Annotated in this window: 10 protein-coding genes, 2 pseudogenes and 1 riboswitch; of the genes and pseudogenes, 3 read left to right on the forward strand and 9 right to left on the reverse strand. The window is 41.0% G+C overall.

Features of this window, described 5'->3' with window-relative positions:
* Positions 1–5: 5 nt before the first annotated feature.
* Together sppA and MUO14_RS16635 are read right to left on the reverse strand one after the other, a co-directional pair.
* A complete protein-coding gene (sppA, locus tag MUO14_RS16630; protein ID WP_244751720.1) occupies positions 6–1,004 on the reverse strand; it encodes a signal peptide peptidase SppA in 999 nt (332 codons plus the stop codon).
* Positions 1,005–1,302: 298 nt separating this feature from the next.
* Positions 1,303–3,048 (reverse strand): alkaline phosphatase D family protein, encoded by a 1,746-nt coding sequence (locus MUO14_RS16635; protein WP_244751721.1) that lies wholly within the window; start codon positions 3,046–3,048, stop codon positions 1,303–1,305.
* A gap of 412 nt (positions 3,049–3,460) precedes the next feature.
* On the opposite strand from MUO14_RS16635, the gene MUO14_RS16640 reads away from it, so the two are divergent.
* Positions 3,461–4,438, forward strand: coding sequence for a hypothetical protein (locus MUO14_RS16640; RefSeq protein ID WP_244751722.1), 978 nt, complete (start codon positions 3,461–3,463; stop codon positions 4,436–4,438).
* A 322-nt stretch (positions 4,439–4,760) separates the two neighbouring features.
* Here the strand turns inward: MUO14_RS16640 and MUO14_RS16645 are convergent, their stop codons facing one another.
* Positions 4,761–6,116 (reverse strand): FAD-dependent oxidoreductase, encoded by a 1,356-nt coding sequence (locus MUO14_RS16645; protein WP_244751723.1) that lies wholly within the window; start codon positions 6,114–6,116, stop codon positions 4,761–4,763.
* Positions 6,117–6,382: 266 nt separating this feature from the next.
* On the opposite strand from MUO14_RS16645, the pseudogene MUO14_RS16650 reads away from it, so the two are divergent.
* Positions 6,383–6,764: pseudogene (locus MUO14_RS16650) on the forward strand (enoyl-CoA hydratase).
* A gap of 23 nt (positions 6,765–6,787) precedes the next feature.
* Positions 6,788–7,669 carry a phosphotransferase family protein gene (locus MUO14_RS16655; RefSeq protein WP_244751724.1) on the forward strand — a complete coding sequence of 294 codons (882 nt, stop codon included), beginning with the start codon at positions 6,788–6,790 and terminating at the stop codon, positions 7,667–7,669.
* A gap of 76 nt (positions 7,670–7,745) precedes the next feature.
* On the opposite strand, the pseudogene MUO14_RS16660 reads toward MUO14_RS16655, so the two are convergent.
* The 6 genes and pseudogenes from MUO14_RS16660 to MUO14_RS16685 form a co-directional block, all read right to left on the reverse strand.
* Positions 7,746–9,037 (reverse strand): annotated as a pseudogene (locus MUO14_RS16660) (nucleobase:cation symporter-2 family protein).
* Positions 9,034–9,621, reverse strand: a complete 588-nt coding sequence (locus tag MUO14_RS16665; protein WP_244751725.1) for a xanthine phosphoribosyltransferase — start codon at positions 9,619–9,621, stop codon at positions 9,034–9,036. The pseudogene MUO14_RS16660 and the gene MUO14_RS16665 overlap by 4 nt, the downstream one beginning before the upstream one ends.
* Positions 9,622–9,759: 138 nt before the next feature.
* A riboswitch (purine riboswitch) is annotated at positions 9,760–9,861 on the reverse strand.
* Positions 9,862–11,002: 1,141 nt separating this feature from the next.
* Positions 11,003–11,221: a hypothetical protein gene (locus MUO14_RS16670; protein ID WP_244751726.1), complete on the reverse strand. Its 219-nt coding sequence runs from the start codon at positions 11,219–11,221 to the stop codon at positions 11,003–11,005.
* A 147-nt stretch (positions 11,222–11,368) separates the two neighbouring features.
* Positions 11,369–11,713, reverse strand: coding sequence for a hypothetical protein (locus MUO14_RS16675; protein ID WP_244751727.1), 345 nt, complete (start codon positions 11,711–11,713; stop codon positions 11,369–11,371).
* 616 nt (positions 11,714–12,329) lie between these two features.
* Positions 12,330–13,187, reverse strand: a complete 858-nt coding sequence (locus MUO14_RS16680) for a VanW family protein (protein ID WP_244751728.1) — start codon at positions 13,185–13,187, stop codon at positions 12,330–12,332.
* Between the two features lie 258 nt (positions 13,188–13,445).
* The gene (locus MUO14_RS16685) at positions 13,446–13,940 is read right to left on the reverse strand and encodes a L,D-transpeptidase family protein (protein ID WP_244751729.1); all 495 of its coding nucleotides are present in this window, start codon (positions 13,938–13,940) and stop codon (positions 13,446–13,448) included.
* Between the last annotated feature and the right edge of the window lie 104 nt (positions 13,941–14,044).

Raw genomic sequence — 14,044 nt, forward strand, 5'->3', positions numbered from 1 at the left:
CTCCTTTACTCGTTATACATATACATTAATGTCGGACCTTGTCGATTGCTGATCAGCTGTTCGATGAAGCGGATTTCACTGTTCGGCAGCAAACTTTTCGCTAGTGGCAGGTCGAAAAAGGCCCCAATGCTATTATCCTTATATTCAATGACCTGGGGGTCTCCGCCGATTTCCTTCTGCAAAGCGTTCAACGCATCATCTTGGAAGCCGATTTCGTCAACGAGGCCGTTCTCTACGGCTTGCTTACCCGAATAAATTCGACCATCTGCAAGGTCATAAACCTTGTCTTTCGGCATGTTGCGTCCTTCTGCAATGACATCGACGAATTCTTCATAGGATTCATCGACAAGAGATTGGATGATTTGGCGTTCTTGATCTGACATTGGTTTCGTCGGGCTCATGATATCTTTGAATTCACCGCTTTTGAATGTATTGAACTTCACACCAAAATTATTGGCTAATTCCTGGTAATTGATACTTTGCATAATCACCCCAAGAGATCCCGTGAACGTCTCATTTGAGGCGAAAATTCGATGCGCAGGTGCTGAGATGTAATAGCCTCCTGAAGCAGCCATTCCTCCCATTGAGACGTAAATCGTTTTGCCGGCTTCTTTAATCTCCTGCAATTGATCATGGATTTCGGCGCTTTCATAGACACCACCACCAGGTGAATTCACGTAGAGAAGTACACCTTTAATGGAATTATCCTCTTTAATGGTTTCAAGCTTTTCAATAAATTGCTCGTGCTGATAGCCCCCGCCCCCTAAAGGATTAGGGTTTGATCCCGGATTGTTCATAATCGTACCTTCTAGGCTGATTTGAGCAATGCGCTTGGTCGCCGATCCTCGTTCGATGATTTTTTCTTCTGGCTGTTGGCCGCCTGGGAGCATCGATGCCTTGTTCTCGGAAAAACTTTCATTCATGAAAAAGCCGATACTCTGGAAGGCAATGGCTATCAGCAGTATGCTCGCGGCGATGATACTTGCAACAATACGTTTGTTCATATGTAATCCCCTTTCGACAATGGTGTACAGTGACTAAGTCGTACCTTATCAGGATATCTAGACCCGAACATTCTATTCATACGATTGGAATAGCGAAAGGTTTCGTTAAAAATGAGTTTAATGGAATTTGGCATAACATCCGCCTTTCTTGAATAGGCCGAAGTTTTCTAATGACCGTTAAGCTGTGAGTCTTCCCTGGAAAGCTTCTCCTTCTGTTCAAAAAAGAGTAGACGAGTTTCCCCGTCTACTCTTTTTTTAGCTTATTTATGATTTCGCCCTTCACCTGAATAATGTTTTTTTATTTCGGTTGTATTTCTTTCTTTACCTGTTTTTTGTGTGCACGGTCGTGGGCTTGATGACGATCATCCTCCACTTCATTGGACGATTGTTTACCTTGAGGAACTACGGTTGCAGATACTTCTTTCAGTCCTGCTTGGTCCTTCTCATATACAAACGATGCTCTCGTAGAAATATCAGCCCCTGGATTGGTCACAAAAGGAAGGACGCGATAGTCTGTTTTCCATTGTGTAGGGGTCACCTGGCAGCGAACATAACCGCGATAATTATTAAAGAATTTGATGTGTTCATTCTGTGCTAAAATGCGGTCGGTATCAGCACGCTTATCTGCTCCATTCCCACCTGACGTAATGGAGGTTCCAACAAATTCGACCCCTAGAACACGAGAATTCAAATCATTAAAGTCAGCAAGCAAGTTGGACGCCCAGTTTGCATGAACATCACCAGTAAGGACGATCAAGTTATTTAATTTTTTACTATCTACATAGTTTGTGATCCGCTGACGGGCAGGGGTATAACCGTCCCAACCATCCATACTGAATAAAGGCTCGTCCTGACTTGGTCCATAGTTTCTTTCTGCAAAAAATATTTGCTGTGCCATTACATTCCAGTTCGATTGGGATTTGTTAAGCTTATCAAGCAACCATTTTTCTTGTTCTTCACCTAGTAGGGTACGGGATGGATCTAATGACTCCGGTGTTTGTGGAGAGCTTGTATCTCCATTAGCCTGGTCAGAGCGGTATTGTCGAGTATCGAGTACAAAGAAATCCGCTAAGTCGCCGTATGAAAAGCTGCGATATAACTGCATATCAGCACCATGGGGCATCGATGATTTACGGAGCGGCATATGTTCGTAATACGCTTGATAAGCAGCGACACGGCGTTTTACAAACTCTTCAACGGGCTGGCCTTTTTCGGGAATGGTATCAGCATAATTGTTTTCCACTTCGTGATCATCCCAGGTCACTACCCATGGAAAGGCGGCATGAGCAGATTGTAGATTCTCATCCGTCCGATATTGAGCGTGACGATTTCGATAGTCTTCTAACGTCATAATTTCTGGACCGCTGTGGGTTCTGACATTACCTGAACCGGAAATGTATTCATTCGGACCATATTCATATATGTAGTCCCCAAGATGGAAAACAAGATCAAGATCTTCTTTCGCCATATGTTTGTAGGCTGTATAGTAACCGTGTTCGTACTGCTGGCAGGAGGCAAAAGCAAAGGTAAGGCTTGAGACATGGGAGCCTCTCGCAGGAAGTGTCTTCGTTTTTCCAACTTGACTATATTCCCCTCCAGCTTTAAAACGATAGAAATAGACCGTGTCAGGCGGCAATCTCTCGACTTCCACATGGATCGAGTGAGCTAATTCGGGCCTTGCGACTTCTGTTCCACGCTGCACAATATGACGAAAGTGCTCATCTTTTGCTAATTCCCAGTGTACCGGGATGTTTCGTGAAGGGGCTCCTCCTCCTTTGAGAGGTTCCGGAGCTAATCTAGTCCATAGAACGATACCATCAGGCAGAGGGTCACCAGAAGCCACTCCAAGTGAAAACGGATAATCGTTAAACTTAGCTTCTGCATCGACTTGAATCCCACCCATGGATTGAGCGATGACCATACCGAGAGAAAGGCCGGCAATTTTCCCTGCTCCTTGCAAGAATCCGCGTCTATCGATGTCTTTGTGCAAAGTTTCCTCATTTAGTTTTTGAATCAGCTCATCCATTGATCTTTCCTTAGACATATTAGTTTGCTCCTTTCTGAATCCTTAATATTTGAGTCGATTCTTAGTATAAAATGCGTATATTAATGAGCTGTTAAGGACTGTTAAGGAAGTGGCCTAATTGGTATTTCAGGAAATTTTTTGCTTTAGGGATGATAGAATCACTTAGATTACTTATTATTCCATTTCAAGTGTCTATTAATTAAAATTAGAAACATATATTCGACAAACTCGTTCGTTAATCTTGGTCTTTCTTTCCTTGTTTTCTTTACAGTTGCTAAACGAAAACAAAATATTTTTTTCTCTTCATGATGATAAACTTATAGGGCAATGGTTTGACGTATAAACGGCTATGATCATAATTTGGTGCCCTGTCTATATATTTATTACATAAGGGACATTATCCATATTTTTTATAGATGGAGGGAAATGAATGAAGAAGGGGATAGCTATTATAATAGGGGTAGTTGTCACTTGTGCGGTGGTTGCTTTTATGATTAATGATTTTGGTGGAAGTAAAATCGCACAGGGGGAAGAATTAGAAGAAAATATTAGAAAAAGTATGGAGGAAACAGAAGAAAGAAACGAGAAGCTAAAGGTTTTTAGGAAGGATCTACATGAATCATTCAGAGAAGAAGGCTTTGAAGGCAATTTCTCTAATTCAATAGATAATATTTTTTCTAATGAATCCCCATCCGTTACTGTTAGAGTCAAAGACGAACAATATAAACAGAAACATGAAGAGGAAATGAAATCGTTAATCAATAATCTCATCGAATCGTACAATTTTGACAATGTTGCCATCCATGTAAAAGTACGGCATTGGGATATGGAAGAATTAAGTGAAGAAGATAAGAAACGGAGAGATCTTACCCACGAGATATTCGAAATTAGTAGTCATGTATTAGAAAAAGAGGGGTATGACCAAGTGGATGGAATGGGCATTCAATCATTGGAGTCAAAGCCTATTTTAACTATTGAAATTAAGGGAACGAAGCAACATTACAAAAAGGTTAAGGATGACATTGAAAAACTTGTGCACGACGCGATCCAAGCTAAAAAAGATTTAGATTATACAGTTAAAGTCAATAGACAAACTGAAGCAGAAGTAAGGGATATGGAATGGTCTCCTATTTTCAGGTCAATCATGGAGGAAACAGATAAAAGGTTTGATCATGTAAAGGGATTTGCTTATTCCTTTCACCCTGAACCGCTGCAAATCATCATTAAAACATCGTTATCACAGGAATGGTTTTCATGGGGAGAAAAGAAACGTGTGGAAGATATCGGAGAATATGTGGAGCAAATTATTGAAATAAAAAGAGAGGACCTTTCAATAGAAAAGATACCTTATACCATTATTGTTAGAGGTAAAGAATCTAAACAGTTGGGAACATTTGCGAAAGATTAGATTTAAATACTTAGTAATTAGTGTTCAAAAAGTTGCCAAATTAGAAACAAGAAGTTCGAGGCGCGAAAGTTTTGAGGACCGCAAGCCGTATGCCTTTCATACATGAGGACCGGAAAAATTGAGCAACGAAGAAATTCGTCGCTTATCATTTGGTGACTTTTTGAACAGCCTCTAGTAGTACTGACCAGTTAACACGAGATAACTAGCAAGTAATACTCTATTTCTATCCATGACAAAGCCAGCAGACATCCCAAATTCTGCTGGCTTCACTAGTAGTCTATTCCTGTTGAATTTAGCATTGCTTCAGTAGGTAAGGTATTCTTCATACCAACTCAGGTTTTTTCACGGGACGGCTCGCCTCCAAACCAGCTTTATTCAAAAAGTTCCATGGCTGGTTGAAGTGTGGTTGAAAGAAAAAGTCGACAAAGGCAAGCTCGTCAATCGTCATGCCGTGCTGGATGCCAACCGACATCGTGTTGATAGATTGGGTGACATCCGCTTTCGATAACACCTGAGCACCTAGAATGCGTCTCGTATCTGGGTCGAACGATACTTTTAATTTTACATTTTCCGCTGTTGGCATAAAGTCAGGTCGGTGTGTGTCTTCAATTGTGACGCTTTTCACATGAATGCCCATAAGAGAAGCAGACGTTTCGGTTAACCCAGTAGAAGCCATATTCAAATCGTAAATGTGTAATCCTGAGGTGCCTTGTGTACCAACGTGCTTCACCGTTGGCTCCATTAAATTGTGAGCGACGAGTGTTCCCATGCGGACAGCATTCGTGGCAAGTGGAATATAAGCATACTCACCGGTCGGGTTATACTTGACGGCACAACAGTCGCCAGCGGCAAAAATCGTCGGATCACTTGTTTGCATATATTGATTGACTTTGATGGCCCCGTTGTTCAGTCTGTCAACTTTCCCTTTTAGCAACTCTGTATTCGGACGGAAGCCGACACACATGATGACAACGTCGGTTTCATACTCGTCTTTGTTCGTCACGACTTTTTTTACCGCTCCGTTCTGACCTTCGATGCGCTCAACCGTTTGCGATAGAGCAAGTTCGATATTGCGTGTCCGGAAATCGGCTTCCACATCGTTTGTGAACTCGGGATCCAGATATTTGTTCAAAATTCGGTCGGCACCATCAATCAACGTCACGCGTTTGCCGTCTTTTTCAAATGCTTCGACGAGTTCCACACCGATGTAACCGGCACCGACGACTGTCACATGTTCAGCCTGTTCCGCACGTTCGATGATCGTATTCGCCTGGTTATAATTCTTCGCTAATAATACGTTGTGGAGATCCATGCCTTTAATTGGTGGAGTAATCGGCTGCGAACCTGTTGTCATAACAAGCTTGTCATAGTGGTCTGTCACCGAAATTCCTGTGACTAAATTTGTAACATGAATCAGTTGGTGGTCCGTGTCTATTTCCTTAACGTCATGCTGCATCTTCATCTTGATGCCAAGTGCTTTCATTTCTTCAGGGGAGGAGTAGAACAACCCTTGAGGATCATTGACGACACCACCCACATATAAAGCCAGACCGCAAGATAAAAAAGATACGTTGTCGTTTCGCTCATATACGGTAATTGTTGACTCTGGATACAAGTTTGCGATATTGGTAGCTGCTGCCGTACCAGCGTGTGTGCTTCCGATGACTGCGATTTTCATGAGTTTATCCTCCTAAAGTTTGTAATGTAAAATGTTTCACATATTTAATTGTAACCTTATTATAATCGGCTTTAGAGTTTCATACAAGTGTTTTGCTCAATACTTCACAATATAGACAAAACCTGTTTAATAGCGCTAATTTACAACGTGCCATGTCCTTAAATAAGTACAATCTTAAGAAATGGCAGGATATTCATTAAAGAAAGCGAAATTGTAATGAAAGAAACGATAATGGGATGCGAACTTTAAGAAGCGGGGGAGTAAAGATGGCTTTAAAAGCTGGAGATGTGATTACATTTGAACGCACTTTTACAGAAGAGGATGTTGAACTATTCACAAGAATCTCAGGTGATGAAGGTTCCCATCACCTGACCCCTGATGAACAGGGAAGATTGGTCGCCCAGGGATTACTTACGGCAACATTGCCTACAAAGGTAGGGGGCGACTACAATGTACTCGCACGCAAGATGACCTTTGAGTTCCTCAGGCCAGTATTCACAATGGATTACCATTCTTTGTGATGTCAAAATCGACCAGTTTGAGAATCAAGGTGCGAGAACCCTGATTACAGCCTCTTTTTCATGTCGAAATCAGGAGGAGAAAGAAGTAGTAAAAGGTGAGTTTTCGGAAGTCATAAAGGATCAATAATAACAAGTTTTATGAGGTGGAATATGAACAAAGAAACGCCCTATTTGGACAGGATCAAACAGTGTTATCCAGGCTTACATATATACTCAGCAAAAATGAATGAAATTGGACAGAATAATGATGTGCTTATTGTTAACGATTCGCTTGTGTTTCGATTTGCTAAATATAGAGAGGGTACCGATCACCTTGAATTGGAAATGGAAATCTTAAGTGGTGTTTATGATTACGTTTCTCTGCCAATTCCTCGACCGATATATAAGAACTTTACAAGTAAAGAACCTGGTCAATCTTTCATGGGATATGAAATGATTGATGGTCAGCCAATGTGGGGAACTATCATCTCTAGCAGTAAATCTGCTGACCAGTTGCAGAACATAGCGAATCAGCTTGCCCAGTTTTTACACGAGCTGCACAGCATTCCAGTGGGGGAAGCCGTGCCAACTCTAGAGAAAGCAAATGTAGACCCATATAAAGACATTTCAAACTTGTACGGTAAAATTAGGAATGAGCTATTTCCTTATATGAGAGATGAAGCTAGATGGGAAACTTCTGAGCATTTCGAGACCTATTTAAGTGACGAGTCACATTTTAACTTTACACCGTGTCTCATTCATGGAGATTTCGGAGCCTCAAATATTTTATACAGTTCTAATAAAAACAACATCACGGGTGTTATCGACTTTGGAGGTTCATATGTAGGTGATCCAGCGTATGATTTCGCTGGCATCTTATCAAGTTACGGAGAGGAATTTCTACATAGGCTTACAAATAAATATCCTGGGATAGATCAAATTTTAAAACGAATGAAATTTTATAAAAGTACATTTGCCTTACAGGAAGCCTTATTTGGGATTGAAAACAATGACGTAGAGGCTTTTAAAAATGGTATTAAAGCGTATAGGTAAGATTTTTTTATGAAAAAAGCCAGCAGAAATCTTACACTCTGCTGGCTTCATTACGTTTCTATTTTATTTAATTTGTTTAGGCTTCTTTCTCTTGTAACACGGTGACCGTTTTTCTTGATGGAGAGGGGGTCATATTGAAAATTATATTTAAGAAGATAGCTGTCACACTGCCTGCAACAATGCCGTTACTCGTTAAAATTTGAATACTCTGTGGTAATTGAGCAAACAATTCAGGAACAACCGTCACGCCAAGTCCCATCCCAACCGAACAGGCAACAATCATTGAATTCTCGGGGGAGTTTGTGATGACGCTGCTAAGCATTTTGATGCCTTGTGCAATAACCATTCCAAACATGGCAATCATGGCTCCTCCTAACACGGCTGATGGAATAATCGTCGTTAAGGCTGCAATTTTAGGGATAAAGCCTAGTGTAACTAACATGAGACCAGTAACTAGAATTACTTTACGTGATTTAACCCCTGTCATGTGCATCAAACCGACATTTTGAGAGAACGCCGTGTAAGGGAAGGCATTGAAGAGCCCACCAAGTACAATGGCAAGTCCCTCTGCTCGGTAACCTTTTGAAAGATCCGCTTCTTGTAATTTTTCCTCGGTCATATCACCAAGGGCGAAATAGACACCTGTTGATTCCACTAGGGAAACCATTGCCACTAGGATCATAGTTAAAATCGCAGACCATTCAAATGTTGGCATCCCAAAGTAAAAAGGCTCAACCATGTGGAATACAGATGCTTCCGTTACAGAAGCGACATTCACTTTTCCGATAAAAGCTGCGGCCACAGTTCCTGCAATGATGCCAAGTAAAATGGAAATTGATCTAATAAACCCTTCTGTGAATCGGTACATTAGGATAATAAATAATAGCGTCCCAAAGGATAAGGAAATATTTGAAATCGAACCGAAATCACTTGCCCCTTGGCCGCCGCCCATATTGTTGATTGCAACGGGAATTAAGGTGATCCCGATAATAGTGACAACTGTACCTGTCACAACCGGAGGGAAGAAGCGGACTAATTTTCCAAAGAAAGTACTTATCACAATAACAAATAAACCAGAAACGAGAATGGCACCATAAATGGCTGAAATCCCATATTGTCCACCAATGGCAATCATCGGGCCAACGGCTGTAAACGTACAGCCAAGGACAACAGGGAGACCAATTCCAAAAAAGCGAGTACTCATCACTTGTAGGATTGTTGCGACCCCACACATTAAAATGTCGATCGCAACCAGATAGGTAAGCTGTTCGGAAGTTAAGCCTAAAGCTTCCCCAACAATGAGGGGACTAATATGGCACCTGCGTACATGGCCAGAAGATGTTGAATGCCTAATGTTGCCGTCTTCATACGGATGCCTCCTCCTTAGTAAATGTAACTTTACCGTCCACTAGTGATTCAATTGATGCCAGTGATTCGACACGAATACCTTGTTCCCTTAGGATTTTTCCACCATCTTGGAATCCTTTTTCGATCACAATTCCAACACCAGCAAGAGACGCACCTGCCTGTTCAACAATGTCCATTAGCCCTAGCACAGCTTGTCCATTTGCCAGGAAATCATCAAGGATGAGAACCGTATCATCACTTGAAATATAATCCTTTGAAACCGATATCTCATTGGTTTCATTTTTCGTAAAGGAGTGGACACTTGCTGAATACAAATGATCGATTAAGGTGAGTGATTTACGTTTTCTCGCAAAAATAGCTGGAACACCTAAGCTCAATCCTGTCATTTGTGCCGGCGCAATCCCGGAAGACTCAAGCGTTATAATTTTCGTAACCCCTTTATTGGCAAAACGGTCTGAAAATTCTTCTCCAATTTGCTGCATTAACACAGGGTCAATCTGATGGTTTAAAAACGAGTCGACCTTGATAACAGATTCGGATAATACACGTCCTTCATTTAAGATCTTCTGTTCTAATAGTTCCATTGCTCTCACCTTTCTGTATTTAGGAGAAAATAAAAAAAGCCCGAAAAAAATCCTGTTTCCACACAAACTATGAGGAAGCAAGTTTTTTCGAGCTTTGAAAAAAAACAAATGAAAAGAGAGCATGAGCAGGCATCATCTCATCATTTTGCTGCTTTTCATAGTCGGTTTGTTTACGGTAAACCGGTAGAAACTTGCAGGCCATATCCCCGCGATTATATGAAAAATACGATATTCAAATGTTACCAACAGTATAGCACGAATTTTGTCGAAAACAATACCTTAAAGATAAAACAGGGTTTAGATTTATTGCCGAGAAGATGTGTAATTATTTATATAAATGAATGAATTTCATAATTTAAGTCCCTTCTGCCCCAGGGGATTCAAAACGCAAAAAGGAAGTACCTCCCCAAATCTAGTCAAGTAGGAAATTTGAAATCATTTTTATTAGGTAAGGGCAGTGATCTGGAAGACTCCATCTCGAGATAGGTTTCCGTTTCCTTGGATGGAGAAGGAGGTCCGGGAAATCACTCGCTTTCCGTGGGCATGCGCTGAGCCTCCTCGGACTCTGTCCTCCGGGGTCTCACCTGTCATGTTTATCCCACAGGAGTCTCGCCATTTCCCTGACCTCCTTGTGTTTGTGAGAAGAACGGAAACACTCCAGGTTCACAAGTCACCCAAAACGACAGAAGAACTTCTTATCAGAGAGCTGAAAATCTCTCTGTGACGCGGTTATTATGCCACATCATGATGGATAAAGCCCTTTGAACATGGGAGATTTATTCGGATTACGAATGGCTTCGTTCATCACAAAACAGGTGGGGTGGCTGGGGAAACGGCGAGACTCCCGCGGGAGAAGGAGCGAGGCGAGACCCCGGAAGGCTTCGCCCGGAAGGCTTCGCCTGAGGAGGCTTGCCAGTTCCCCCGCAGGAAAGCGAGTCGTTTTCCCAGCCACCCTGAGCCCTCATACCGTAACGGACCTAAGTGTCTCGGAGCTGAGTCTCCAGGATAAGGGGGCGATGTGAAGCAACATGGATAGAAAGTGATCAAACTTCTTTATAAAACGGAAACTAAAATCTTCTGGATAAGAATCCATTTTGAATCTTTTCGGAAAAGAGCCTTATATTCCTCCAGTCTTTGGCGTTTTAAAAAGAGCAATTATGAAATTGATTCAAATAAAAGACTTCTTACATATTAGGGAGATGCTATTACACTAACGGGTTAGGAATCGTAGGCAGGCGTTTGGTTTGATGAATAGGACCATCCCGAACTAAAGTATGGATACACGGTTAAGAAGGGGGTAACTTTATTTTGTTTCATTCGGGATGGTGGAGAAATTTTAAACGTTTGGAGTATTAAAAGACGAAGAAAGTAAAACAAATCATTACTTTCTTCGTCTACTTTCGTTGAATAGTCTAGCATTAGAAATATCGTTCTTAGATTTACAATTACTTTTTGTAAAATCCTCTAGTTTTCTAACTGCAGATTTAAATTCTTTTTCAGTCATCTGATTCGAAGCTAATAGTGAGCATAGCATTGCATAGGCCATCGGTGTTGTATCAACGAGAACACTTACATCAACATCGGAATTTCCACTAGACATAATAGAAGAATCGTTCGAGTACTTATCATAAGGTAAAACCTCGCCCTTAGTCTCGAATGAATACAGATTATCATTTGAACGTCCCATAACGTCACCTCACTTTAAGTTAATAGGAAGTGGGATAAATTATCCCACTTCAACTAGTTATTAACACCCATAGTACTTCTTCTTGCGTCTACGTCTACGTCTACGGCGATCGTCTTCGTCGTCTTCTGCACCTGCCACTTCATCATCCTGCTCTTCATCGGAGTCTTTACGGACCCTTGCTTTAGACTCGGAGTCAACTTCTACATCAACAAAAGAGTTTCCACTGTCTTCTACGCTGGCAAAATTGAAGTTTTTGCTCTTTGACTCACTTTCACTCTCATTGTCATTATCGATATCACTATCGAAATCTACTTTTGCTTTTGCCTTTGAAACAGAAAATTTTTGATTTCCATTTTCATCAAAACGGTCTTCATTTTGATCTCGATCTCTCCATTTTCTTCCCATGTCATTTCCTCCTTCGATCTTCTGACTTACTATTAATATACTCAAGTTTGCCGTTAGCGTAGCCGCGTATGTCCTGAGCAAAGAGTCTGTTTTGTCAGAGCCGTGACAAAGGTTTAGGTAGGCTGCGTCATGCAGAACTTTCTATCTGGAGGTATTTTTGATATAGGGATGGACTAAATAACAGACTTATTTTATTTTTCTCGAAAGAAGGTCGGATTGATTTATCAACTCGTCAACAACACTATCTCAGTGCTGCTGGCAAGGGAAGCAGTGGAGTAAATTTCCATGCGGCTGTTGACGGTTAATATGGGTAAGAACGAGGAGGCACTGAAAAACTGCAATGTTTTGTCAGCGGCAAGAATCAATCATTCAAAAGATGATTATTCTAAAAATATATGCACCATTTAGTGAGGTGTTTGCGTATTAACTCGTTTTATACACGATTTAGCACCATTTATGCATATTACAAATTTTCCAATCTATACCCCTACTTTCCTGCTTTAATATCAGGACCACTGAAAAACTGCAATGTTTTCCAGTGGTCTCAAGAACAAGAGGGGGGTCCTTTTCAAATTGTGAAATCCCATTGCTTTCATGTGAAGGTAAGAGGACTCAATTAATGTTGTCTGAGCCTGTCCGAAGAAAGGATTTGGACCATCATCTGGCCATTTACTGATTTAGCTCGGATTAGTATCGGTTGATTATATTCATTTTTGAACGTGAAATCGGGTCCGTACCAGCTAACCGTAGCATCCCGTCCTGGTGGGACATAAGGGACTTTCCTGCTGTGGGAATAGCGCTCGATAATTTTAAGCCCAGCATCATCTGCTGCATTAAACAAAGTAGAGGACACTTGGCAAATTCCACCGCCAATGTCTTCAGCTAATTCCCCTTTTACAATAACCGGGGCGCGCAAATACCCCTTTTCCTTTGTTCGTTTTCCGACTACTTGATTAAAGGAAAACATCTCTCCAGGGAATACAACATGATTATTGATAGCTTTTGCCGCAAGGTCAATATTGTTCGTCCGTTCATTGTTGCTCTTTTTGAAAAAAGTTAGATACTTTCCAATTTGCTGTGTTCTTATATCCGCAAGTAACTCACCATCTACTTGAGGATAGTCGGGAACCATAGGTACTGTAGTCTTCACTGAATCATGGGAATAAAAATAATTGTAATATCGTTCAGCTAATTTTGTATGATTTACCTTAGTTCCAGCTTTGCCTTGAACAATGTTCCCATCATCATCAATGGTTGCATTTACTGGTGATTTAGCTAATTTGCTGTCTAAGTCATCCATAAATGTCTCAAGTCTAACTTTATCGACAAACTTTTCATCAAGGTAGGGAATAGTAAAATCCGTTCTGTTGACACGTGCGACGGTTTCTCCGTCTTTCGTAACTGAAAAATAGTCAGTCATATTTTCTTGTGGCAGTATAAAGAATAAAAGAAAAGATAGGACCATGAGTTTCATTGCTAACACCTCTGACAGTAGTATGAATAAATGCAATAAATTCATGCACTTATTAGGAAGGGTAATATTAGCAAAGGCAGACTTAAGATGGAAAAACAGCAATATGATCGGGATAGCGACTGAGTTTGCTCTTTATTCTTTTTAAAAAATATCCAGTTTAGATCGAGGCTCTAGGCTTAGAGTTCCTCTTTGAATCGATGGGGTTTTTGATAAGAGAAGCAGAAAAAGTGTATAGGTTTCCCTACACACTAAGCAAAATTATGGATGTATGGAAACGGGGGTCCCAATTGGAATCATAGTTGCTAATTCCTCTACATCACTATTGTACATTCGGATACAACCTCTTGATACAGCTTTACCAATCGAACTCGGATCATTTGTTCCATGAATGCCATAGTGTTCTTTCGATAAACTCATCCACATTGTCCCGAATGGCCCACCAGGATTGGGCGCTTTGTTAATAACTATATAATTCCCTACTGGCGTTCCATGCAGCATTCTTCCAACCGCGATCGGATATTGTTTTTGCTGCCTCCCATTTTTCAGTAAAGTCAGCCGACGATTGTTGAGTGACACATCAATATGGTAAGGAATTGTATTTACGGGTGGAAAGCCTGGTATAACAATAGATTGACCAGGATAAATAGCATTTGGATTAATGGATGGGTTAGCCTGAATAATCGCGGGTACTGGTGTACGATAATCTTGAGATATTTGAGTCAGTATTTCACCTGGTTTAACTGTATGAATCAATCTAAACACCTCCGTAGGTTCTCGGTCTCCCTACATTCTATGTAGATTATGGAAAGTGTTTCAAACGACTAATCATCTTTTGTAGCAGGGTGGACTTTTGCAAC

It is taken from the genome of Halobacillus shinanisalinarum (genome assembly GCF_022919835.1).
Classification (GTDB): domain Bacteria; phylum Bacillota; class Bacilli; order Bacillales; family Halobacillaceae; genus Halobacillus_A; species Halobacillus_A shinanisalinarum.